Consider the following 23,765-nt stretch of genomic DNA (forward strand, 5'->3'; position numbering starts at 1 on the left):
AGCATAATGGATGTTGCTAAGATACATATTGAAAAATACAAGTCTAAAAAACACCCCTAATTCCAAAGATATATCCAAATATTTATTGATAGTTGGTATAAGCTTGGAATTGGGGGTGTATTTTCTTGCAATAATTGGGTGTAATTAATGCAAGAAGTTTAGTTTTAGCATTGCACTGGTATCTTGATATGATTTAGATTGTGCGTGTTTTACTGTGGCGCCAAAACTTGTCTTTGGGTGAAGTTTGGTTGTAGCTCCAGCCTCAATTTCGTATCGAGTCTGATCAACTGACCAAGCATTGTCATAGCGTTGCTTGGTGTCATGTTCAATTCCAAACCCTAAATTCAGGCTATCAACAATAGCGGAATTTTGATAAGAGAGACTAAATTTTGAGACAATGACAGGCGTTGATGTGTTGCGATCAAGAATTGAACTGGTTAGATAATTGCGATCAAGTCTTGTTCCAAGTAGTGCATCCAAGTTTAGTTTTTGGTTTATGCTAAATGGTTTTTGAACATACAATCCTAGCTGAAGCAAGTCTGAGTCATGATCTGAAGTGGTACCTGCTTGAGTGATATCGTGAGATGCCTTTGTGCCTGACAATAGACCTGCAACGCTGAAATTATCATAGTGTTTAGCTGCAATTACACCAATACCATTCGCTTTAGATTTGGCGGACTGATGATTGTCTAGAAATTGTTCATCCCAATCATTGTGTTGATTATAAACACTAAAACCTACACTGAACTTGTTTTTGGCATATAGCAGTCCTGCACCAAAAGTAGTTCCAGTATCCGAACCGCTTAGATCGTTAGCCGGTATGATATCAGCGGTCTTATACCCTCCATAAATAGCGGTAGTTAAGCCATTTTTGTGACTTAGGGTGTCTTGTAGCAACTCTGTGGTAGTTTGAGAAACTTGTTTGGTTAGAGCGGTTGCGGCATTGGTGTATGCGCTATCACCCGCTTGATATATCGCGCTTGCCAATTCGGTGGTATCGGTTGTGCTGTAAATGGTCGGTAGGCTATTCAACACAGCATTATTGTGATAGCTTGGATTGGCAATATAACCATCAACCACGTTGGCAGCGGATGCTAAAACGGCTGCAGATTGATTGGATGTTGATGTTGTATCGGTGATACTGGCAAGTGTTGAAGAAGCCGATTTTGGAGTCATGGTAATGTCAATACCAGTATTGGTATAATTGATGGTAGGTGTGTACATCAAAGGCGATGTTACATTGCTAAATTTACCTTCCGGTTTCTTAGCGATAGAAATGGCATTTTTAGTTTCTTTTGGTATGGTTGTACTTTTTGAGCTAGTAATATCAAGCGTACCATCTAACCGAGCGGTATTTAGTACCTTGGCGGTGCGCCCAAGACGAATTTTTGTGGTTGATTTATCGTCAAGTTTCAAATCGATGATTGCCAATCCGTCTTGGAAGTCAACGGTGCCACCTGTACTTATCACATTAGCCACTAAACCTTCACCACCAAGCGTACCGCCAGCAATCTTGACATCGCCCTTGAAGCCATTATTAATGTTTACCTTGCCTGCCTTGATGGTTAAATTGGCAAAGCTGCTATACCCATCCAGGTTTAGTGTGCCAACACCTGTTTTTAGCATACTGCCTGTTCCGGTGATTGGGTTGCTAAATGCATACACGCCTGCACTGACATTGGTTTCTAGCTCACCAAATGGTAGCTGTTTCATGCCTTTGATGGCAGAGTCAATATTGAGCATGCCCCACCCATACTTGTGTTTCTCACCCAAGTCATCAGCGGTGGTTAAAATAATGGTACGCAAGACATCATTGCTTGCCCAAGGGTATTTTTGCTTGAGTAATGCAGCAGCACCTGCAACTCTAGGTGCTGCATAGGATGTGCCACCAAGTGTTTTTGTATCTTTGTTGTCGGTGACATAGGTGATGTAGCCTGATGTTGCCAAGCAAGAATTTGCATACTCACCACAGGCATTTGCCCATTCTACATCATTTTTTTTGCCAAGACTTCTATCAGTATTGCTCTCAGTGGCAGTAACGTAAATCAACCCTTTTTGTAATTCTGGATTAAGTTTTAGCGCATAAGCATCTGCATTAGGATTGTCTCGACCATCATTGCCTGTCGATTGGATAATCAATTTACCTTCTTTGATGATCTTTGTGTAATTGGATAATGCAGCCGCCCCGTAAGTTTCAGCGCCTGCGTCAGCAGCATTGACTGGTGAATTACCTGAGTAATTGATGATATCTGCGTTGTTGGCGGCATTAATTAGGGCTGTACCGACATTACTACCATTATGCCTTGCATCGTATAATTTAGCTCGTGGTGCAATACCGTCAATTTCACCTGCTAATACCATTGCTACTTCATTACCGTGATTGGCTTTTTTTGCATCCGTATTACCTTCTCCTGAACTTCCTATAATGCGATCTTTTGGGATAATTGTGTCATTAGGTGTGATACCAGTGTCAACAACACCAACTACTACACCGGCGCCATCCAAACCGGCTTGTCGAGCAGATGTAACACCAAGTGATAAATTGGTGCTATATGACGATCGCTCGCGCGCCAATTTTTCTGCATTATTTTTAGCTTTTGAATCGGACTTCCAATAGCGATTGCCGATGCCGGCATTTGAATGTGGGAGAGGCGTGGGTGTTGCCACGGTGCTATCTTGCGCAAGAATATGATGGCTATATGTAGTATTGGATCTCCAAACCTCCACCCTTTGATCTGCTTTTGGCTTGGCAACGACAGGGCTGGCGCTTACAGGCGTGTTTTCAGGCTTGGAGGAGCAGGCGGACAGCATGATGGCAACAACGCTTAACGCTAACAAATTGAGCTTGTGCATAAACTCTCCTTTTGAACAACTCATATTTCAATAAATCTCATCAGTTATTATGATATTATGAATCAAATTTGAAATATTATCAAGTATCAAATTAATGAAACCATGCTAAGTAAAGGTGCAAGTTTTGCACGTAAAGCACCATTATTTACTAAACTATTTAAGATGGGTTGATTTGTAATTGCCTTAAAAGTGCAAGTGATGCAAAATCGGGGGATTGATCTGGATTGCTTTCAAAAAAAAGCAAGATTGTGTGGCTTAAGGTTTTGTTGGCAAGTGCTCACCAAGCTTAGATTGCTTGGTGGGGGCTATTATTGATGTGAGAAATAGTGGTAATAAGGCGCGCTTTGTCTAGTGGCAAAAACAAATATCGATTTGATTAAATTGATCAACGGCAAGAAGGTTTTGAACAATCAATCAAAGATCTTGAAATAAGTTGCACAAATGTTAATAATACCTCAGCGCTGGGATTCTAGGCTGCTTTTGGTGTGTTTTTGCAAATCTGAATTTATGCTTACCGTTTGTCTTTATTCGGATTATCCTTAGCGGTGATGATATCGGCATTAGGATCGCCAAGGCTTAAAATCTCGCTGAAATTCGGCTGTACTTTGAGCAATAGTTGCTCATGCTGTAGCACGCCTTGATTGACCTGCGCACGGCGTAAATAGCTCATAATCTGCTCACTGCGTGACATCCAGCGACCGATATCCAGATAGATGATATCGCCTTTGTGTTCGGTAAATGGCACGCCTTTAATTTTAATCAAGCTTAGAATCAGTGCCAACGGGTCTTTACGCATGATGGTACGGTAGCTATTCACCGCAAATTTGAGCAGTGGTGCTTTGTACCATTGGCGAGTATGTAGCTCGATGATGGCAGTATCGCTGATTTGCTTGAGCACCAGCCGTTGTCTGTGGCGATCTAGCTGTAAATGCACCAGTTCAAAGTTGCTGGCAACAGAAATATACATCCCCATCACATCGGCAGTGCAATACAGTCTAAGCCAGCCTTCATGCACTTCAAGGCGTAGATCCAAAATCATTTTGACATTTCGCACTACGAAGCGGTACAGTGCATCATTAATCTGCTCTTGATTGACTGTCAATAACATCTCATCGATATAGCTATCGGCAGCGGTGGCATAGTTGTGCTTGATATTGCCAAGTGTCTGCTGCCAACCGATGAGTAGATTTTCAAGAAAAAAAGCCGAATTCAAGCCGTCTTGGGTATCGCCAAAATGGGGTGTTGAATCTGGCTTGGATTCATTTTGACTTCGGATAATGTTATCAGTTGCAAGAGTTTGGGTCGTCATGGGCATGAGTGTTTGTTAAAATTATCCCATTTTAACAAACTTTTGGCAAAATGTGTGTAGCTATGTGTAGCCAATGATCATTTTGTCCAAGTTATAAACCCAAAAAATCCACCACAAAATCGCTATTTGGTGTGGCGAACAGCTCAGTAGGTGTGCCGATTTGTTCTACCTTACCATGATTCATGATGACAATTTTATCCGAGATGGCTTGTGCTTCTTCTTGGTCGTGCGTCACCATGATGCTTGTGATGCCGATTTCGCGCTGAATGTCTTTGAGCGAGCTGCGCAGCTCTTTACGCACCTTGGCATCGAGCGCACCGAATGGCTCATCGAGCAGTAGCAGGCGCGGATTGGTCGCAAGCGCACGCGCCAAGGCGATACGCTGACGCTGACCGCCTGAGAGTTCATGCGGATAGCGATGCTTGGTTTGGGGGAGTTGCACCAGCTCCAAGAGTTCATCGACGCGCTTATCGATTTGTGCTGCGCTTGGGCGTTTGTCTTTTGGTAATAGGGTCAGACCAAAGGCGATGTTTTGGGCGACGGTTTGATGGCGAAACAGGGCGTATTGCTGAAACACAAAGCCGATACCACGCTTTTGGACAGGGACATCGGTGACATCCACACCTTCAAAGGCGATGCGGCCGCTGTCGGCATTTTCTAGTCCTGCAATGATGCGCAACAGTGTCGTTTTGCCACACCCTGATGGGCCAAGTAAGGTGGTTAGCTCGCCTGTTGGGACTTCGATATTAATATCGCCAAGTGCTACAAAGTCGCCAAATTTCTTATGAATGTGTTTAATTTCGATACTCATGGTAATTCTCAATGCAATATTTATAAATAATAGATAATCAGTGACTTTGTTTGCGCGTCATGATGCCTTGGATAATCAGTGTCACCAGTGCCAATAGTGCCAATAGGCTCGATAGTGCAAATGCCAAAGTAAAGGCGTATTCGTTATAAGCAATCTCAATCATCAGCGGCATGGTATTGGTCTCGCCACGGATATGCCCTGAGACGACACTCACTGCACCAAATTCGCCCATCGCACGGGCATTGGTTAGGATGATGCCATACAGTAGCGCCCATTTGATATTTGGCAAAGTCACTTTCCAAAACATCTGCCAGCCGTTCGCCCCTAGGGTCAACGCTGCTTCTTCTTCGCTGTCACCTTGGGCTTGCATCAGCGGAATCAGCTCACGAGCAATAAACGGAAAAGTGACAAATAAAGTCGCAAGCACAATCCCTGTCGTCGCAAAAATCACCTGAATGCCCATGCTCTCAAGCCAACCACCAAGCAGCGTATTGGCACCAAAAACCAGTACAAACATCAGACCCGCCACCACAGGCGATACCGCAAAGGGTAGGTCAAGCAAGGTGGTTATGATAAATTTACCACGGAATTTATGGCGAGTAATCAAATATGCCAATGCTACACCAATAAGGGTGTTAATTGGTAGCACGATGGCGGTGGTGATGAGTGTTAATTTAATCGCCGAGAGTGCATCAGGCTCGCTTAGGGCGGACAAATACACCTGCCAGCCGTCTTTTAGGGCTTCATAAAACACCGCAACGAGCGGCACAACCAGCATGATGATCATAAACCCTACTGCCAAAGCAATGAGTGTCCATTTGACCCATGCAGGGTCTTTGGTGGCAGGGTGATTTTGGTAATCATAAGTGGATTGGGTTGCCATGAGTGTTCCAAGTGATTGATTTTTATGATTTAAATACTAATCGTAGGGTGTATGATACGCACCTTACAACTTCAATGCCAAAATCTCGCCATCAAGTCCATCAAAGTCTTTGTATTCTTGATGAACAAAACCATTATTGGTCAATATTTTACGAGAAGGTAGATTTTTTGGGTCAATAATGGCAAACAGCCGTGTTAATTGCTTTTGCTGCTGGGCAAATGCTATCAATTCTTTGGCAATTTTCCCTGCTATGCCCTTGCCCCAATATTCAGGCAATAGCATATAACCAAGTTCGGCTTCGGTACTGTCCGATGTTTGGATTTCCAATTTTGCCAAACCAATAAACACGCCATTTTCCTGATTGAGAATTTTAAAAATGCCAAAATCAGGGTGTATCTCATTCTTTTTGAGTTCGTTCTCAAAATCTGTTTTGGCTTCTTGTAATGGAATGGCTCTTTCGGTAATCATCGCCATGACCTTTTCATCACCGACCAATCGGTAATAATCCAAAAAATCATTTTGGGTAAATTTAGCAAGTATTAGGTTCATTATTTTTCCTTGTTAAAAGTCTAACTACTTAATTTTTATATATTTTGGTGCGTATGACGCACCTACTTAATTGGTCTTTGCCCCAAGCCGTGCCGACAATTTCCACTGAGCAAAGTTAATGGCAAACAGCACGATAAGCGACACAAGGAGCATAAACAGCGCCACACAAGACGCACCTGCCACATCAAATTGCTCAAGCTTTGAGACGATAATTAAGGGCAGGATTTCTGATTGCATCGGGATATTACCAGCAATAAAAATCACCGAGCCGTATTCACCTGTCGCACGAGCGAACATCATCCCCGAGCCAATCAAAATCGCAGGGGTAATCTCAGGCAATACCACACGGCGAAATGTCGTCAAGCGAGATGCGCCCATCACTGCCGCCGCTTCTTCAAATTCGACAGATAATTCTGCTAAGACAGGCTGTACTGCACGCACAATGAAAGGGAAGCTGACGACAACGAGTGCAAGCCAAATGCCAATCGGTGTAAAGGCAATTTTAATCGGCTCACCAGTCAAGGCAATGCCAACCTTGCTAAACCACTGACCAAATAGCCCATTGGGTGCGTATAGTGTCGCAAGCGCAATACCAGTCACCGCTGTCGGTAGGGCGAAAGGTAAATCAACTAAGGCATTGATGATAGATTTGCCCCAAAAGTCATAACGCACAAGCACCCAAGCAATCAGCGTGCCAAAGATGACATTGGTCAAGGTGGCAAGCGCAGCCATACTCAGTGATAGCTTGATGGCAGCAAAGACCTGTGGCTCACGGATGGTGCGAATGATATCAGTAAAGCCCATCTCAAGCGTCGTCAAAATCATCATCGCAAAAGGCAACACAACCAATAGCGATAGGGCAAACACGCTAACACCAAGGCTTAGCCCAAAAAACGGCATCACACGACGGGCGCGGTTTTTGGGTTGGTTGGTGGATGATGACACACTCATAATAAATCCTGTGATGGCGACTGCTAAATCAATGATAATGGATAATATATTTGATAGCGTACTTTAAAATATCACCCACCAAAACACTACTAACAAAATGGACTTTTTATTTTCGATATTGGAATTTATGCCATGCGATGGGCTGTTCTAAGCATAAAATAAACAAAAACATCCAATGATGCTATTTGATACATAAAGGTGTCATGTTATGATGGTGAAATTGTGGATATAAAGGCGGTACTGTGGAATTGGTAGTACAGCAGGGTACATACCATGCACCATCAAAAAAAACCACTGGTTAATGGTGCACGGTGTGCACCCTATGCACTCAAAAAAATCAGAGATTGTAAGATGTAAATCGAGATAGCCCATGATAAATTACCATAAAAATTATTTTCAGAATAATACCAAATTATATGTTTTTCTGGGTCTTGCAGCGCTTGGAGCTATATACAATCTTTATACTTATGTCCCTGGATGCTTATTAATGGACGAGTTTTATGCGGATATGAACCATATCACTCGGCCATTGGGGCAACCAACAGAGATTAGACCTGTTCTTAGATGTAATGGACCGACGGTTCTTGATTACACATTTGAAAACATTTCGATTGAACAATATCGGGCAGTAGTAGATGATCTTAGGCAATCCAATCAATGGACTGAAGCGAGTGTTGGTAATCAGCTGACTGACGAACAGCTTTTTTGTAAAGGAAAAACATCTCTAAGAATTTTCCCAGGAGATGAGTACACAGGGTGGCTGTCTTTTTATTTAGTCTGGGAACCAGATGGCTACTGTTACAAAAATCATTGATTGCACTAGTTCAGCAGGGTGCATAATGCACCATCAAAACCCAACCCATCACAAACAACAACACCTTGCCAAATAGCAAGGTGTTATCAAAGGTGTTGTATATCGTATGCTGATTACTGCTTAATCGCTAAACGATCAAACTTGCCGCCATCAGCAAAATAAGTCTTCATCACGCTATCCCATGCACCAAAGACATCACCCACCAAAAATGTCGTCATCTGTGGGAATCTATCGCTGTGCTTAGCTAGGATATCAGGATTGCTTGGGCGTAGATACAGTTTGGCTGCCAGCTCTTGACCTTCATCACTGTATAGATACTCTAAATAGTCATGAGCGACTTTTTCGCTAGCTTTTTTGGTGGTGACAGCTTCGACGACCGCTACAGGGTTCTCGGTGGCGACTGTGTAGCTTGGATAGACGACTTCAAATTCACCTTTGTTTAGGCTATGAGCGATGTGGTTGGCTTCGTTTTCGGCGGTGACGAGCACATCACCGATACCACGCTGGGTAAAGGTCGTCGTCGCAGCACGACCGCCACTGTCGAACACAGCGACATTGCCAAGTAGGGTTTTGATAAACTCATCGGTCTTGGCTTCGTCTTTATTAAAGGTATGCAGACCATAGCCATAAGCGCCCAAGAATGCATAGCGACCGTTGCCCGATGTTTTTGGGTTGGGTAGGACGATTTGGATGTCATTACGGGTGAGATCCGACCAGTCTTTGATGCCTTTTGGGTTGCCTGCACGCACGAGAAACACCGTCGCACTGGTGTAAGGTACGGCTTTATTTGGTAGTTTTTCTTGCCAATTACTGCTGATGAGATTTTTGCTGACCAATAAATCAATGTCCGAATTTTGGTTCATGGTGACGACATCGGCTTGTAGTCCGTTGGCGACCGATAGGGCTTGTTTGCTTGAGCCACCGTGTGATTGCTTGATGCTGACGGTGACATCGGGATTGGTAGTTTTATAATGCTTGATGAATAACTCATTGTATTCTTTATAAAAATCTCGTGAGACATCATAAGAGACATTGAGTAGCTCAATCTGATTGGTGCCTGTCGATGCTTGGGTGCTTTGGACTGGTTCAGACTTTGAGCAGGCTGATAGACCGATGATGCTTGCGATGGCAAGTGCGCTTAGGCTTAGACTTTTTGCGTATTTCATTGGATTTTCCTTAACAATCAACTTCGGATATTCGATAGGCATACTTTAGCGAAAATGACCAAATTTTTAAAACTCAAAAATCTAGCTTTATTATTCTAAAATGGTATAAGTGCGCAAATGTCATTTTTTTTCAAATTAATTGCCCGCTTTAAAATCCCAAGCACAAAAAATCAGCCAAGCGAACACTTGGCTGATGGTGATGATAGATAAGAGTAGATTTATTGCTTTTGCGCTTCAACAGCAAGCTGGTCATAAATACCACCTTCGCTAAAATAAGTGCTCATGATGCTTGCCCAATCGCCAAAGACTTCATTTGGGAAAAATGTCGTCATCGCAGGGAATTGGTCTTGGTGCTTGGCTAGGATGTCAGCATTGCTTGGGCGTAGGTAGAATTTGGTCGCAAGCTCTTGCGCTTCGTCGCTGTACAGGTAGTTTAGGTACTCTTTGGCAGCGTCGGTTGTGCCTTTGCTATCAGTGACGGATTTGACCACTGCGACAGGGTTCTCGGCATTGACTGTGTAGCTTGGATAAATAATCTCGACATTGCCAAATTTGCCTTTGATGACATTGGCTTCATTTTCAAAGGTGATGAGCACATCACCGATGCCACGCTGTGCAAAGGTGGTGGTTGCAGCACGGCCACCGTTTTCAAAGACTTTGACATTACTAAGTAGCTGTTTGGCGAACTCTTTGGTTTTGGTTTCGTCTTTATTAAAGCTATGCAGACCATAGCCATAAGCGCCCAAGAATGCATAGCGGCCGTTGCCGGTGGTTTTTGGGTTGGCGATGACGATTTCAGTGCCTTTAGTGGCTAGGTCGTTCCAGTCTTTGACGCCTTTTGGATTGCCTTCACGCACCAAAAAGACGATGGTACTGGTAAATGGAATGGCGTTATTTGGGAATTCTTGACGCCAGTTGGCATCGACCAATTTGGCATCAGCCAGTAGTTCGATGTCAGAGCCTTGGTTCATGGTCGCCACATCTGCTTGTAAGCCATTCTTCACAGATAGCGCTTGCTTACTTGAGCCGCCGTGTGATTGTTTGATTTCAATCTTGGCATCTGGATGCTGTGCTAGATAGTGCTTTTTGAAGATTTCATTATAATCTTTATAAAAATCTCGTGATACATCGTATGAGACATTCAGTAGCTCAATCCCACCTGCCGCCGTTGTGGTTTCGGTCTTGGTAGGTTCGGTGGTTTCGGTTTTTTGTTCAGATTTTGAGCAAGCGGTAAGGGCAAGGCTTGCGCCTAAGGTGACTGCAAGTAGTTTGGTGGTTTTAAAAGTTGTCATTGTCTTTACCTATGGTATCGTGAATATTCATCATAAGCCAAAGCTTATGAAACGAGCATACTTTACAAAAATTCATTATGAAACTCTAACACCAATATAGACTTTGTATTTTCCAAACAGGAATTTATGCGATGGCATCAGGCTTGGGCGGGGTTCTGACAGCGTGGCGAATTACTGCTATTTTGCCAAAAATATGCTATGCTAAGTGCGTATATTTACCATCAAATTTCAACAATTAGGATAACTCATGACCCAACTTGACCCAAACTGGCAATCTGATGCGCTTGACCCAAGCTTAGGTTTTTTTGAGCAGACTTTGGCGGTGCGTGGTGGCTATCACCGCACCGATGAAGGTGAGCACAGTGAAGCGATTTTTACCACCAGTAGCTATGTCTATCGCTCGGCTGCCGATGCTGCCGACCATTTTAATGGCAATAAAAAGGGCAATGTCTATAGCCGCCATACCAATCCAACCGTGCGCGCTTTTGAGCGTCGTTTAGCATTACTTGAAAATGGTAAACGCTGTGTGGCGACTGCAAGCGGCATGGGGGCGATTTTGACCATGTGCCTAGCTTACCTTAAAGCAGGCGACCATCTGCTGTGTGCCAAGCAGTTATTTGGCTCATCGGTGGCGTTGTTTGACACTTATTTTAAGGCATTTGGCGTGGAAGTTAGTTATGTCGATTGCTTTGATAATGATGCATGGACACAGGCAATCAAGCCCAATACTCGGGTGCTGTACTGCGAAAGCCCAAGCAATCCCTTGGCGCAGATTGCTGATTTGACATTCTTAAGTAAACTTGCACATGAGAACGATGCACTATTAATCGTCGATAACTGCTTTGCTACGCCCGCCATCCAAAAACCGCTTGAGCTGGGGGCGGATGTGGTCATCCACTCGGCGAGTAAATATATCGATGGTCAAGGGCGAGTGCTTGGCGGTGCTTTGGTTGGCTCAGATGAGCTGATGGAAAAGGCGTTTGGCGTGGTGCGTACCGGCGGTATCAGTCTGTCGCCGTTTAATGCGTGGGTGCTATTAAAGGGGCTTGAGACTTTATCGCTACGCATGAAAGCGCACTGCGAGAATGCCAATCAAGTTGCTAAGTTTCTTGCCAATCATCCAAAGGTGACAAAAGTGCATTTTTCGGGCTTGCCAAGCCATCCAAGCCACCAAATTGCCAAACGCCAACATACCGCACTGGATGTACAAGGCGGTGCATTTGGGGCGATTATTGGCTTTGAAGTGGCAGACCAAGTGGCAGCATGGCAGGTGATTGACAGCACCAAAGTGATTAGCATTACCAATAACTTAGGCGATGCCAAATCGACCATCACTCATCCTGCGACCACCACGCATTTTCGCATGACGCCAGAGCAGCGCATCGAAGCAGGCGTGACTGATGGCTTGATTCGTCTGTCTGTTGGGCTCGAAGACGCTCGTGATATCATCAATGATTTGGCACGGGGCTTGGATGCACTGTAATCTGATGTGATGATAAAAAATGGTTCGGCAATATGCTCGAACCATTTTTTTGTGGATCAATTTTTACGATTTGCCAGTCAGCATATCAGCGTTTACGAGCCGTACAGCCTTTATAGATGATTTCAGAACCCGGGCTTTGGATGTTGACGCTTGATTTGCGGACATTTTTAAAGGTTAGTGAATCAGCATCGACAGCACCGCTTAGGCTGAAATTGTCTTCATCGCCAAACACCGTGCCGATGGCATCGCTACGGTTTAGATTAATCGGCATAAAGCGAGTTTTGCCATTCAAAGATACTTGAGCATAAGTCGGTAAATTTTGTTTATTAAAGCCGTATTTGACAGCGACTTTTTTGCCACCTTGACAGCTGTAGCTCACCGTGCGAGTTTTGACGGTGTTTTTACGGGCTTGGTCGGCATCCGAATGTGGGGCAGAGTTTGCCAAAGCTGCTGTACTACCAAGAGCAAGTGCGATTACTGGGATGAATTTAAATACAGTTTTCATCATCAATCACCTTTTTTATGATTAACTAACAATTAATAATCATCGACGAAATCCATCATCGATGATGTGATTTTACCCATTAACTCATTGATTTTCAGTGTAACAAATGTAATAAAATATTTCAGTTGTCACACAGTGATATAACTGTTTGATGAATTTTATTTCATAATAAAGCATAAAATTGGTTGCCATGCCAATCCATATAAGCCGTCGATGCGATGGATTAATAATCGAAAAAAAATCAAAGCAAACCTGCCAAAACATCATCAATTTGTGGTAAAGGGCTATTCATTTGTGGTAATATAGCCAATTTGAAATGTTGCTCATCGAACGAATTGGGGGTGAGTGTGATTTGCTAAATTGGGTGTAGTCATGCATTATTCTATTTTTTGCCAAAATAAAAACGATGTCTTAAAAGAGCCAATGTTCTTTGGTCAGCCAGTCAATGTCTCTCGCTATGACCAACAAAAACACCCGATTTTTGAGCAATTAATCGAAAAGCAACTCTCGTTCTTTTGGCGTCCCGAAGAAATTGATGTCTCAAAAGACCGTATCGATTTTGCTGAATTATCCGCTCACGAACAGCATATCTTTTTAAGCAATCTAAAATATCAAACCTTGCTCGATAGTATCCAAGGTCGTAGTCCGAATGTGGTGCTATTGCCACTTGTGTCAATTCCTGAGCTTGAGACTTGGATTGAGACTTGGTCGTTTAGCGAGACCATTCACTCTCGTAGCTATACGCACATCATCCGTAATGTCGTCAATGACCCGAGCAAGATTTTTGATGATATTATTGACAATCAGCACATCCTAGAGCGTGCGACCGACATTGCTAGATATTATGATGATTTGCATACTTGTGCCAAGCTATATGATTTGCACGGCGAAGGCACTTATCAAGTCGATGGCGAAACTTATGAAGTTACGCTACACAATCTTAAAAAACAACTGTATCTGTGCATTGTGGCGGTCAATGTGCTTGAAGCGATTCGTTTTTATGTATCGTTTGCATGTTCATTTGCCTTTGCCGAGCGTAAATTGATGGAAGGCAATGCCAAAATCATCAAGATGATTGCCCGTGATGAAGCCTTGCACCTAAATGGCACACAGCACATCATCAATCTGATGCGTCAAGGCAAAGATGACCCTGAGATGATGGCGATTGCCGAAGCGTGCCAAGAAGAAGCGATTGCGATTTTCCGCAGTGCCGCCGAGCAAGAAAAAGCATGGGCGGATTATCTGTTCAAAGACGGCTCAATGATTGGGCTTAATCGTGATATTCTGTGCCAATATGTCGAATTTATCACCAATACTCGCATGGTGGCGATTGGCTTGCCGACAATTTTTGAGACCAAAAATAACCCAATTCCGTGGATTAACACTTGGCTGTCATCGGACAATGTCCAAGTCGCCCCACAAGAAACCGAAATCACTACATATCTGGTTGGTCAGATTGATGCTGATTTGGATGATGTGGATTTGGATGATTTTGAGTTATAATTGGCGAATGACGAGATGGGCTTGTTGATGACAAGCCCAATTTTATAGATATGACCGATTATTGGTCGATATATTTTGATTGATTAAAAAAATTATATAATAAAAAGACAAATCATATGGGCTGGGTATTTACAGACGAGATGCGGTTTTATTTGCATGAGCATGAAACCTTGCTGGATGGCATGATACGCACTGAGCATCAGCAGGTGCGTTATGAGTGCCGTCAGGGGTATTGTGGCTCATGCCGCATGCGTGTCACCGCTAAGACAGGCGAGCTGTACTATACCAAGCCGCCCATTGCTATGCTTGATGATGACGAAGTGCTGGCGTGTTGCTGTAAGGCGACGGGTACACTGTGCGTCAGTTATTTGGCAAATGATGGGCAACTTTCTTTATTTACTGATAAAAGCGACGAATAGGGCTGTGCGGATGAATTTTGAGAAACTTGACAACAAACGCACGCTGGCAGTATTGGCACTGAGTGCGTGCGTACTTGGTGTTGGTACGGGTGTGCTGTTTTGGCGTGGTTCATCTAAGCAAGTCCAAGCAAGCACCGAAACCATCCCTGTCAGCACACCACAAGTCCAAAGCATCGCCAAGCCAAGCTATGTACACTATGTTAAGCTGGCCGATGCCAATGTTGCCAATCCATCACAAATCAGTGCCCAAATCGAGCGACTACACCATGATGGCAGTAAGGCAGGGGTGCTGACGACGCAGTTTAAGCAGGCGACCCATGCCAAGATGACTTATCGTTTTGGGCGTAAGCAGCCGCTGAATTTCACCCCTGCACCGCTTCGTACGCTTGTGCCGGCGGGCTTTGTGCTGACAGGGCGTGAGTACGAAGGCGAGATGGTGGCAAATGCGTATTCGGCAATGTACCGCCTGTATGAAAATCCCAATACCAAAGGTCGCATCGAAATCATTGAATCCAAGCTTAGTGCCGACAAGCCCTTGGTGCTGATTGATGAGCTGATGAATGAACAGGTGCTTGGCGTGCCGATGACCTTTGAGCGATTTTTGGACAAAAAAGGCGTCGTGTATTATAGCGTAGAGATGGCAGTGGCTGATAAGCACTATGTGATTAATACCAAAGCCGTTGATAAGGCGGTGCTGATGGAATTTTTGGCTGCGCTGGTGCGTTCGCAGACGAGCAATTAAGGGCTAATTAAGGGCTTGTGCTACCTGATTGCCACTTACAATAGCTATTATTCGGATTTTGATTGTTAAATTATCCATCATTACGCCAATCCATCAGCTTAATTATCAAGCAAATAACTTATCAATCAATCAAATTTTAAGCCAATTATCAGTCAATCAAGGCTCATACACAGGCTGGGCAAATACTTGCAAAATATGCGCCTTGTATTCTTTTAATAGGGGTAAAATTTCATCCACGACTAATGCTTTGCGATAGCCGAGTAATTCTGGCGATAGAGTCTCGATATCACCATCATAAGCTGCAACAACAAGCAGTTCATTCACCCAGCGATTTTTTAATAACAAATTGGCAGGGATGTGATGCTTGAGCTCATAGGCTTGGATGATGTCATTGAGCGGATTTTTGAACGGTTTATCTTTGCTATGATAAGTTGGTGGTGGTAGCGGTGGCAAGTTGTCTTCGCTGGTGGCTTTGACTTGGCGAATGATACGCACAATCTCTTCGCCATAGCGACGCAGAGCGGCACGATTGATGGTGGTGCGTGCTAGCTGCTTGATGTTGTCAGGCATCTCAAGGACGATTTCACGCAACGCTTGCTTACCAATCACAAAGGTCTTGGGCTCATTGGTCGCCCGTGCCAAAGCTTCACGCCATTGGGTGAGCTGTTGTAGGACACCGATTTGACGGCGATTATAAATCGGTGCTAATAAGTCAAGATACAGCGTATCATCCGCTTGATTTTGGATTTGGTGTAGCTCACGGGCGTAGTGATGACTGTCTTCGATGGCGCAGTCAAGCACTTGACGCTTGATTAGCTCATCTTGTACCGCTTGATACAGTGCTAGCAAATAGCGTACATCATTGGCGGCATAGCGTTCTTGATGGCTGGTCAAAGGGCGGGTCAGCCAGTTGGATTGGCTCTCGCCTTTATCCACTTCAATGCCCAAAATCTCACTCACCGCTTGACTGTAGCCAGCTTGCATTTTGCCTGTCAGATAAGCCACGCCGATTTGCACATCAAAGACATTGGTCAAAGCAGGGCATTTGGCAAGCAAATAAAAAATGCCCAAATCTTCACCGCAGGCATACCATACCATCGTCGGCACTTCGATTAACGCTTCCCAAAACTCGGTCAAATCAAGCTTTGGCGCATCCACCAAATAAATCGCCTTGCCAGTATTGACCTGCGCCAATGCCAAAATCGGATAATAAGTGGTACGCTTGATAAACTCAGTATCCAAAGCAACCACATCAACGCCGTCAATCTCATCAATCAGCTGATACAGCTCATGCTCGGTCTGCACCCAATGTACAGGCAGCTTGTCAAGCTCATTGAGATTTTGCTCGGTGATGGTAGCTTTTGGGAAATCAAAATTGGGCGTATCGGTCATAAGATGATGAATTTCTAGCGAAAAATGGGATAAATAAGATGGATAAGCAGTTGTTAAATTGAGCCACGATTTTGTAGTGCTTGGTGCAAAGTTAGGCTATCGACATATTCAAGCTCGCCACCCATTGGGATGCCTTGAGCGAGACGGGTGATGGTCGGAATGTGCTGACGCACCGCATCATAAATAAAAAATGCCGTCGTCTGACCTTCGACGGTGGCACTGGTCGCCAAAATCAGCTCATGGATGTGCTGATTTTTGGCACGAAAGACAAGCTCGTCAATGTGCAAATCGTCCGCATTCACGCCATCAATGGGGGAGAGATGACCGCCAAGCACAAAATACTTGCCACGATAGGCGCCACTTTGCTCGATTGCCATCACATCGGACGCACTCTCAACCACGCAAAGTAAGCCATCATCACGGCGTGGGTCGGCGCAGATGGGGCAAATCTCATCATCACTGAATGAATGGCAGTGGCTACATTCGGCAATCTCACGCATGGCAATCTCAAGCGTCTGGGCTAGGCTGATGCCTTGAGCACGCTTTTTGGTTAACAGATGCAGTGCCATGCGTTGAGCGGATTTTTGCCCGACGCTGGGTAAGATTTGTAGCTCTTTGATGAGCTTGTCAAGCTTTGGGGTGAGCATGATTAGCCGAACAAGCCTTTCATGCTAGGTGGTAGACCCATGCCAGTGGTTGCACTAGCCATTACTTCTTCGTACAATGCATCTGCTTGACGAACCGCATCATTGACAGCAGCAGCGACCAAATCTTCAATCATATCAGGCTCATCACCCATTAGGCTAGGGTCGATAGATAGGCGTTTGATGACATGACGACCTGTCATGGTAACTTTGACCAAGCCATTACCCGCTTCGCCGTGCACTTCTTTGGTGGCAAGGCTTGCTTTGGCAGCTTCGACATTTTTTTCGACTTGCTTTTGCATGGCTTGGGCTTGTTGCATGAGAGCTTGAATGTTCATAATCAATCCTAAATCAAAAAAAGAATTTGGGTATTATAACACAAAATCACGACTTGGAAAAATCTTGCTAGTCCATGCCGATGCCTTTATGGGTGGAATACGGTCATAAAAAATCCCCAAGAAATTTCTTGGGGATTGCTTGATAAAAGCTTAAGCCAAATTATGATGCTTTAACATCAGCCATTAGCTTGGCGTTGTGCGCTTTTAGTGCTTCAGGCATACGCTCGCCAAGTTTGTCAAATAGCTCAGCGTGGCTTTCAAGCTCTTTGATCCATAGATCTTTGTCTTGGCTAGTCACAAGCTCAAACTGCGCTTTGCTAAAGTCAGACTGATCCCAGTTGATGTCATCATAGGTTGGTACTAGGCCAATCGGAGTCTGAACTGCATTGGCAGTGCCTTCACAGCGTTCGATGATCCACTGCAATACACGCATATTTTGACCAAAGCCCGGCCATACAAAGTCACCATTTTCGTCACGACGGAACCAGTTGACTTTGAACATTTTTGGTAGGCTGTTGCCAGCAGCGGCAGCTTTTGCACCGATGCTTTCGCCCATTTCTAGCCAGTGGCTGAAGTAGTCTGCCATATTGTAGCCTGCAAATGGTAGCATGGCAAATGGGTCACGACGGACAACGCCTTGTGCACCAGTCGCAGCAGCGGTGGTTTCAGAGCCCATTGTCGCTGCCTTGTACACGCCATCCACCCAGTCAAAGGCTTCAGACACCAGTGGCACAGTGTCCGCACGACGACCGCCAAAGATAAAGGCAGAGATAGGCACGCCTTCAGGATTTTCCCATTGTGGGTCGATTGATGGGCATTGCGCTGCTGATACAGTAAAGCGAGCATTGGCGTGTGCTGCACGCTCTTCGCCTGTGTGTGGCTGACGCTTCCAGTTAGTTAGGTTGGCAGGGGTTTCTTTGGTTTTGCCTTCCCACCATACTTCACCATCTTCGGTGACAGCGACGTTGGTGTAGATAACATCAGAGACAAGCGTGCTCATGCAGTTTGAGTTGGTCTTGGTGTTCGTACCAGGAGCGACGCCAAAGAAACCTGCTTCAGGGTTGATGGCGTATAGCTTGCCGTCTGCTGATGGCTTGATCCAAGCGATGTCGTCACCGACGGTTTCCACTTTCCAGCCTTCGTAGCCTGCTGGTGGGATAAGCATTGCAAAGTTGGTCTTACCACACGCTGATGGGAATGCAGCAGCGATGTAGTGTTTTTTGCCTTCTGGGCTAGTTACGCCTAGGATTAGCATATGTTCAGCCAGCCAGCCTTGTTCACGACCCATCGCTGATGCGATGCGTAGCGCTAGGCATTTTTTGCCAAGTAGGGCATTGCCACCATAACCTGAACCATATGACCAGATTTCACGAGTCTCTGGATAGTGGACGATGTATTTGTCATCATTGCATGGCCAAGCGACATCTTGTTCGCCTGCTGCTAGTGGTTTGCCTACCGAGTGTACGCAAGGAACAAATTCACCATCAGTGCCTAGCACATCATAAACAGCCTTGCCCATGCGAGCCATCTTACGCATACTAACAACCACATAAGGCGAGTCAGTAATCTCGATACCGATATGAGCGATGTGGCTACCCAGCGGACCCATGCTAAATGGCACGACATACATGGTACGACCCGCCATACAGCCATCAAACAGCTTGTTTAGTTTGGCACGCATGGCTGCTGGCTCTTCCCAGTTGTTGGTTGCGCCAGCGTCAATTTCTTTTTCAGAACAGATAAAAGTGCGATCTTCGACACGAGCAACATCTGATGGATCAGAGAATGCTAGGTATGAATTTGGGTGTTTTTCGTCGTTGAGCTTAACCATAGTGCCATTGGCGATCATCAGGTCAAGTAGGCGCTGATTTTCTTCATCCGAGCCATCGCACCATTCGATGTTGGCAGGCTTGGTTAGTGCAGCGATTTGGGCAACCCAGTCAATTAGGGCTTGGTGACGGACAAATTCTGGAGCAGTAATTGTTGCAGTCATGTTGAATCTCATTTTAGAAATTAAACGCACAATGACAAGCTCGGCTCATCATTGGCAAATCTTGACAAGCCTGCAAAAGTGTAACAAAACAATGCAGGCCTGCGACAAAGCGATATTAAAGCACAAATTGCCAAAAATAGTAAGTATTATTGTATAAAAAAATGGTAGTATTTTGTAAACATATAAACTTAGCACGCCTTTTATATCAAGGCTTTACCGGATTTCCATGGCTTTGGTGAGATTATGATTAATTGTGCAAATGACAGTGTTTAACAAATAAAAAACTGCACCCATTTGGATGCAGTTTTGATGATGAATGGCAAATTATGCAGATGCCATCAAGCTTGCGTTACCACCAGCAGCTGTGGTGTTGTAGCTTTGGCTGACTTCATGATATAGACGAGTAAAGTCAAGACCGTTTGTAGCGTCGATCACACGGCGGATGCTACCATCTAGACCTGCTAGGCGAACTTGCTCGTCGCTTGGCATGGCTGATAGGGCGACTACGATGTCGTTGTTGTCAGCGATTGGCTGTTCGACGACTTCTAGGATGCCTTTAAGCTCGCTGGCTGATGCTGCTAGCTCATGTGATGGGCAAACTTGTGCACGAGTACCGTTCGCCGCCAACACTGCCAATGCTGCCAAAGTTTGCGCCTTGTTGCCACCGTAGATGCTGACAACTTTTGGTGCGTGCCATGATAGGGTGTTGGTTTCACCCGTTGGGCCTGCCAGTACGCTGTTAGCATGGTGTAGCGAAGTTTGGCGAGCTAGGTCAGCTTGGGCTTTGACCACAGCTTGTTCGTCGGCAGATAGCTGTTTTGCAGCTACGGCAAGTACGGTATTGATAGCTTCTTCATTCACACTAGCCGCTTTGTCTAGTGCTGGTGTGTCCCAGCGCTCAAGCTTGCTTAGGCGTTGTAGATAGAATGGGCCACCTGCTTTTGGACCTGTACCACTCATCGCATGACCGCCGAATGGCTGTACGCCAACGACCGCACCGACTATATTGCGGTTGATATAGACGTTACCTGCTTCGATGCGATCAGTGATGTGCTCGATGGTGCTGTCGATACGGCTGTGGATACCGTGTGTCAGTGCATAGCCTTTTTTGTTGATATTATCAATCAAATCATCAAGCTCATGTGCTGCAAAGCGAACAATGTGTAGCACTGGACCGAACACTTCTTTTTTGAGCTGTGATAGGTCTTTTAGCTCAAACATGATTGGCGCAACAAAGGTAGAATTTGGTGCATCTGACTTGATTGCCACTTCATGATATGGCGCGATTTGTTTTAGGTTGTTGATGTGGTTCAACAGATTTTCTTGTGCTTCAGCATCAATCACAGGGCCGACATCGGTCGCAAGTGCTGATGGGTTATTGACCACAAGCTCATCCATTGCACCTTTGATCATCTCGACCATATGATCGGCGATGTCTTCTTGGACACATAGGATGCGTAGTGCTGAACAGCGCTGACCTGCTGAGTCAAAGGCAGATGCAAGCACATCTAGACACACTTGCTCAGGTAGTGCAGTACTATCAACAATCATGGCGTTCATACCGCCAGTTTCGGCGATCAGTACTGGATTGTCAGTGCGTGCTGCTAGTAGCTTGTTGATACGCTTAGCAACATCAGTTGAGCCTGTGAAAATCACGCCATCAATGCGGTTGTCTGAAGTCAATGCTGCACCAACATCACCTGCACCTAGTACCAGCTGTAGTACATTGGTAGGGACGCCTGCTTCATGTAGCCATGAGACAGCTAGGTGTGCGATTAGGCTGGTTTGTTCAGCAGGTTTGGCAACGACAGTATTACCTGCTGCCAAAGCTGAAACCACTTCACCGACAAAGATTGCCAATGGGAAGTTCCAAGGGCTAATCGCAACCACAGTACCCACTGGGCTAGATAGGTTCAGACGCTCGGTTTCATCGGCATAATAACGGCAGAAGTCGATGGCTTCACGTACTTCGGCGATTGAGTTAAGCAAAGTCTTACCTGCTTCACGCACGGCGATCATCATCAGTAGTGCCATGCGTGATGGCTCTTCCATCATATCGGCAAAACGGCGTAGCATCGCAGCACGCTCAGCGGCTGATACAGCTTGCCATGCGCTTTGGGCGTTGATTGATGCGGTAATGACATCAGCGACGCTATCGGCTTTGACGAATGACACTTGACCAACCACATCACGATGGTCAGCAGGGTTTAGCACAGCGTGTGGTGCTTGATGGCTGACAGCGACACTGGTCAATGAAGCCACATCAAATTCAATCTGTGACGCTGCTTGCATATTGGCTTGTAGCGTTGCAAGTACGTGCTCGTTTGATAGGTCAAGACCAAATGAGTTGTTACGCTCACCATAAATATGGCGTGGTGGCGGAGTCAGTGGGTTTGGCGTGATGCCAGTGGCATTGACCACATCTACTGGTGACTCGATGAGTTCATCGATGCTGACATCTTCGTCCACGATACGGTTCACGAATGATGAGTTTGCACCGTTTTCAAGTAGGCGACGTACTAGGTAGGCTAGTAGAGTCTTATGTGTACCTACTGGGGCATAGATACGCACACGGCGACCTAGATTCTTTTCACCGACAACTTGGTCGTATAGGGTTTCGCCCATACCGTGTAGGCATTGGAATTCAAAGTCTTTATCTTTACCCATTTCATAGATGGTTGATAGGCTTTGGGCGTTATGCGTGGCAAATTGTGGGAAAATCGCATCTTGGGCGGCCAATAGTTTTTTGGCACACGCTAGGTATGACACATCGGTATGTACTTTGCGGGTATAAACAGGGTAGCCGTCTAGACCATCGACTTGTGCCCATTTGATTTCGCTGTCCCAATACGCACCTTTAACCAGACGAATCATCAGTTTTTGGTTGTTGCGACGAGCTAGGTCGATTAGAAAATCAATCACATAAGGGCAGCGTTTTTGGTAAGCTTGTACCACAAAGCCAATACCGTTAAAGCCTGCCAAATCAGGGTCAGAAACCAATTGCTCCATCAAATCAAGCGACAGCTCTAGGCGGTTGGCTTCTTCGGCGTCGATATTTAGGCCGATATTGTATTCTTTGGCAAGCATATAAAGTGCTTTTAGGCGTGGTAGTAGCTCGGTCATCACACGCTCATGCTGAGCACGGAAATAGCGTGGGTGAATCGCTGATAGCTTGACTGAAATACCGTTGCCGTCATACACGCCACGACCTTTGGCATCTTTACCGATGGCATGGATAGCGGTCACATAGTCTTGGTAGTAGCGGTCGGCATCTTCTTGGGTCATCGCCGCTTCGCCCAGCATATCAAAGCTGAAACGATAGCCAAGCTTTTCACGCTCTTTACCATTGGCAAGTGCTTCTTCGATGGTTTGACCAGTAACGAACTGCTTGCCAAGAATTTTCATCGCATGATTGACACCAGCACGGATAAATGGCGCGCCACCTTTTTGTAGTACACGAGTCAGTGCTGAGCCTAGACCACCTGAAGTTGGCTGAGTCAGTTTACCAGTCAGCACCAAGCCCCAAGCGGCGGCATTGACGAACATCGATGGGCTGTTACCCACATGGCTCTTCCAGTCGCCATCAGCCAGCTTGTCTTGGATTAGGCGGTCACGAGTCGCAGTATCAGGAATACGCAGTAGTGACTCTGCCAAGCACATCAACGCCACACCTTCTTCGCTAGATAGCGAAAATTCTTGCATCAACGCATCCACGCCTGATGACTTACTGCGGTCAGCACGCACCTGTGCAATCAGACGGCGAGCCAGCGTTTGAATTTGGTTTTTTTCTTCCGCATTGAAATTCAGTGTTGAAATCAAATTCTGAACAGCTTGAACTTCATCAAGGCGATAGGCGCTGGTGATGGCATCGCGAAGGGCGGTTTGGGGCTGAGTGAACTGAAACATGGTGTATCCTTAAAAATAACACGAGATAGGTTGCATGGATGATACAAATGCAACAAAAATAAAACAACCTATTATATCACTGAAATGAACAATAATCCAAGAAAATTGCTATGAAGTAGCATAATATTTCTTTGTTTGATTCAAGAAATTTTTTATATTTATCATCAGGCGGGTCAATTTGGGTAAATTAATAGCAAATCCAATGGTATCAT

The 23,765-nt window shown here is 45.2% G+C and carries 19 protein-coding genes; 5 read left to right on the forward strand and 14 right to left on the reverse strand.

Annotated elements, in window-relative coordinates:
- Window positions 1-144: 144 nt before the first annotated feature.
- From B0680_RS01035 to cysT, 6 genes are all read right to left on the reverse strand, one after another.
- Complete coding sequence (locus B0680_RS01035; protein WP_158078283.1) at window positions 145-2,853, reverse strand: S8 family serine peptidase; 2,709 nt, start codon at window positions 2,851-2,853, stop codon at window positions 145-147.
- A 511-nt stretch (window positions 2,854-3,364) separates the two neighbouring features.
- Window positions 3,365-4,162, reverse strand: coding sequence for a hypothetical protein (locus B0680_RS01040; RefSeq protein WP_078253195.1), 798 nt, complete (start codon window positions 4,160-4,162; stop codon window positions 3,365-3,367).
- A gap of 91 nt (window positions 4,163-4,253) precedes the next feature.
- Complete coding sequence (locus B0680_RS01045) at window positions 4,254-4,973, reverse strand: sulfate/molybdate ABC transporter ATP-binding protein (RefSeq protein ID WP_078253196.1); 720 nt, start codon at window positions 4,971-4,973, stop codon at window positions 4,254-4,256.
- Between the two features lie 37 nt (window positions 4,974-5,010).
- Window positions 5,011-5,856 (reverse strand): sulfate ABC transporter permease subunit CysW, encoded by an 846-nt coding sequence (gene cysW / locus B0680_RS01050; RefSeq protein ID WP_078253197.1) that lies wholly within the window; start codon window positions 5,854-5,856, stop codon window positions 5,011-5,013.
- Window positions 5,857-5,919: 63 nt separating this feature from the next.
- A complete protein-coding gene (locus tag B0680_RS01055; protein ID WP_078253198.1) occupies window positions 5,920-6,405 on the reverse strand; it encodes a GNAT family N-acetyltransferase in 486 nt (161 codons plus the stop codon).
- Between the two features lie 66 nt (window positions 6,406-6,471).
- A complete protein-coding gene (cysT, locus tag B0680_RS01060) occupies window positions 6,472-7,356 on the reverse strand; it encodes a sulfate ABC transporter permease subunit CysT (RefSeq protein WP_078253199.1) in 885 nt (294 codons plus the stop codon).
- A gap of 370 nt (window positions 7,357-7,726) precedes the next feature.
- On the opposite strand from cysT, the gene B0680_RS01065 reads away from it, so the two are divergent.
- Window positions 7,727-8,170 carry a hypothetical protein gene (locus tag B0680_RS01065; RefSeq protein ID WP_078253200.1) on the forward strand — a complete coding sequence of 148 codons (444 nt, stop codon included), beginning with the start codon at window positions 7,727-7,729 and terminating at the stop codon, window positions 8,168-8,170.
- A 113-nt stretch (window positions 8,171-8,283) separates the two neighbouring features.
- On the opposite strand, the gene B0680_RS01070 is transcribed toward B0680_RS01065, so the two are convergent.
- Both B0680_RS01070 and B0680_RS01075 read right to left on the reverse strand, forming a co-directional pair.
- Window positions 8,284-9,336 (reverse strand): sulfate ABC transporter substrate-binding protein, encoded by a 1,053-nt coding sequence (locus B0680_RS01070; protein WP_078253201.1) that lies wholly within the window; start codon window positions 9,334-9,336, stop codon window positions 8,284-8,286.
- Window positions 9,337-9,554: 218 nt separating this feature from the next.
- Window positions 9,555-10,628 carry a sulfate ABC transporter substrate-binding protein gene (locus tag B0680_RS01075; RefSeq protein WP_078253202.1) on the reverse strand — a complete coding sequence of 358 codons (1,074 nt, stop codon included), beginning with the start codon at window positions 10,626-10,628 and terminating at the stop codon, window positions 9,555-9,557.
- 247 nt (window positions 10,629-10,875) lie between these two features.
- Between B0680_RS01075 and B0680_RS01080 the strand changes: the two genes are divergently transcribed.
- A complete protein-coding gene (locus B0680_RS01080) occupies window positions 10,876-12,111 on the forward strand; it encodes an O-succinylhomoserine sulfhydrylase (RefSeq protein ID WP_078253203.1) in 1,236 nt (411 codons plus the stop codon).
- A gap of 85 nt (window positions 12,112-12,196) precedes the next feature.
- On the opposite strand, the gene B0680_RS01085 is transcribed toward B0680_RS01080, so the two are convergent.
- Window positions 12,197-12,616, reverse strand: a complete 420-nt coding sequence (locus B0680_RS01085) for an ACP-like domain-containing protein (RefSeq protein WP_078253204.1) — start codon at window positions 12,614-12,616, stop codon at window positions 12,197-12,199.
- Window positions 12,617-12,988: 372 nt separating this feature from the next.
- Here B0680_RS01085 and nrdB point away from each other — a divergent pair, with 372 nt between their 5' ends.
- From nrdB to B0680_RS01100, 3 genes are all read left to right on the forward strand, one after another.
- Entirely contained in the window at window positions 12,989-14,119 is a 1,131-nt protein-coding gene (gene nrdB / locus B0680_RS01090) for a class Ia ribonucleoside-diphosphate reductase subunit beta (protein ID WP_078253205.1), read from the forward strand.
- Window positions 14,120-14,235: 116 nt separating this feature from the next.
- On the forward strand, window positions 14,236-14,538 hold the full coding sequence (locus B0680_RS01095; RefSeq protein ID WP_078253206.1) for a 2Fe-2S iron-sulfur cluster-binding protein: 303 nt from the start codon (window positions 14,236-14,238) through the stop codon (window positions 14,536-14,538).
- 10 nt (window positions 14,539-14,548) lie between these two features.
- The gene (locus B0680_RS01100; protein WP_078253207.1) at window positions 14,549-15,280 is read left to right on the forward strand and encodes a hypothetical protein; all 732 of its coding nucleotides are present in this window, start codon (window positions 14,549-14,551) and stop codon (window positions 15,278-15,280) included.
- A 156-nt stretch (window positions 15,281-15,436) separates the two neighbouring features.
- Here the strand turns inward: B0680_RS01100 and B0680_RS01105 are convergent, their stop codons facing one another.
- From B0680_RS01105 to putA, 5 genes are all read right to left on the reverse strand, one after another.
- A complete protein-coding gene (locus tag B0680_RS01105; RefSeq protein WP_078253208.1) occupies window positions 15,437-16,672 on the reverse strand; it encodes a ribonuclease D in 1,236 nt (411 codons plus the stop codon).
- Window positions 16,673-16,725: 53 nt separating this feature from the next.
- Entirely contained in the window at window positions 16,726-17,319 is a 594-nt protein-coding gene (recR, locus tag B0680_RS01110; RefSeq protein WP_078253209.1) for a recombination mediator RecR, read from the reverse strand.
- Window positions 17,320-17,321: 2 nt separating this feature from the next.
- On the reverse strand, window positions 17,322-17,654 hold the full coding sequence (locus tag B0680_RS01115; RefSeq protein ID WP_078253210.1) for a YbaB/EbfC family nucleoid-associated protein: 333 nt from the start codon (window positions 17,652-17,654) through the stop codon (window positions 17,322-17,324).
- A gap of 160 nt (window positions 17,655-17,814) precedes the next feature.
- Window positions 17,815-19,647 (reverse strand): phosphoenolpyruvate carboxykinase (GTP), encoded by a 1,833-nt coding sequence (locus tag B0680_RS01120; RefSeq protein WP_078253211.1) that lies wholly within the window; start codon window positions 19,645-19,647, stop codon window positions 17,815-17,817.
- Window positions 19,648-19,971: 324 nt separating this feature from the next.
- Window positions 19,972-23,553: a bifunctional proline dehydrogenase/L-glutamate gamma-semialdehyde dehydrogenase PutA gene (gene putA / locus B0680_RS01125; protein ID WP_078253212.1), complete on the reverse strand. Its 3,582-nt coding sequence runs from the start codon at window positions 23,551-23,553 to the stop codon at window positions 19,972-19,974.
- Window positions 23,554-23,765: the final 212 nt, after the last annotated feature.

The sequence above is a fragment of the Moraxella pluranimalium genome (genome assembly GCF_002014825.1).
Classification (GTDB): Bacteria; Pseudomonadota; Gammaproteobacteria; order Pseudomonadales; family Moraxellaceae; genus Moraxella; species Moraxella pluranimalium.

Bases quoted from the DNA above. Each gene is read 5' to 3' on its own strand.
- B0680_RS01035 (WP_158078283.1), bottom strand. From the start codon at position 2,853: ATGCACAAGCTCAATTTGTTAGCGTTAAGCGTTGTTGCCATCATGCTG.
- B0680_RS01040 (WP_078253195.1), bottom strand. From the start codon at position 4,162: ATGACGACCCAAACTCTTGCAACTGATAACATTATCCGAAGTCAAAAT.
- B0680_RS01045 (WP_078253196.1), bottom strand. From the start codon at position 4,973: ATGAGTATCGAAATTAAACACATTCATAAGAAATTTGGCGACTTTGTA.
- cysW (WP_078253197.1), bottom strand. From the start codon at position 5,856: ATGGCAACCCAATCCACTTATGATTACCAAAATCACCCTGCCACCAAA.
- B0680_RS01055 (WP_078253198.1), bottom strand. From the start codon at position 6,405: ATGAACCTAATACTTGCTAAATTTACCCAAAATGATTTTTTGGATTAT.
- cysT (WP_078253199.1), bottom strand. From the start codon at position 7,356: ATGAGTGTGTCATCATCCACCAACCAACCCAAAAACCGCGCCCGTCGT.
- B0680_RS01065 (WP_078253200.1), top strand. From the start codon at position 7,727: ATGATAAATTACCATAAAAATTATTTTCAGAATAATACCAAATTATAT.
- B0680_RS01070 (WP_078253201.1), bottom strand. From the start codon at position 9,336: ATGAAATACGCAAAAAGTCTAAGCCTAAGCGCACTTGCCATCGCAAGC.
- B0680_RS01075 (WP_078253202.1), bottom strand. From the start codon at position 10,628: ATGACAACTTTTAAAACCACCAAACTACTTGCAGTCACCTTAGGCGCA.
- B0680_RS01080 (WP_078253203.1), top strand. From the start codon at position 10,876: ATGACCCAACTTGACCCAAACTGGCAATCTGATGCGCTTGACCCAAGC.
- B0680_RS01085 (WP_078253204.1), bottom strand. From the start codon at position 12,616: ATGAAAACTGTATTTAAATTCATCCCAGTAATCGCACTTGCTCTTGGT.
- nrdB (WP_078253205.1), top strand. From the start codon at position 12,989: ATGCATTATTCTATTTTTTGCCAAAATAAAAACGATGTCTTAAAAGAG.
- B0680_RS01095 (WP_078253206.1), top strand. From the start codon at position 14,236: ATGGGCTGGGTATTTACAGACGAGATGCGGTTTTATTTGCATGAGCAT.
- B0680_RS01100 (WP_078253207.1), top strand. From the start codon at position 14,549: ATGAATTTTGAGAAACTTGACAACAAACGCACGCTGGCAGTATTGGCA.
- B0680_RS01105 (WP_078253208.1), bottom strand. From the start codon at position 16,672: ATGACCGATACGCCCAATTTTGATTTCCCAAAAGCTACCATCACCGAG.
- recR (WP_078253209.1), bottom strand. From the start codon at position 17,319: ATGCTCACCCCAAAGCTTGACAAGCTCATCAAAGAGCTACAAATCTTA.
- B0680_RS01115 (WP_078253210.1), bottom strand. From the start codon at position 17,654: ATGAACATTCAAGCTCTCATGCAACAAGCCCAAGCCATGCAAAAGCAA.
- B0680_RS01120 (WP_078253211.1), bottom strand. From the start codon at position 19,647: ATGACTGCAACAATTACTGCTCCAGAATTTGTCCGTCACCAAGCCCTA.
- putA (WP_078253212.1), bottom strand. From the start codon at position 23,553: ATGTTTCAGTTCACTCAGCCCCAAACCGCCCTTCGCGATGCCATCACC.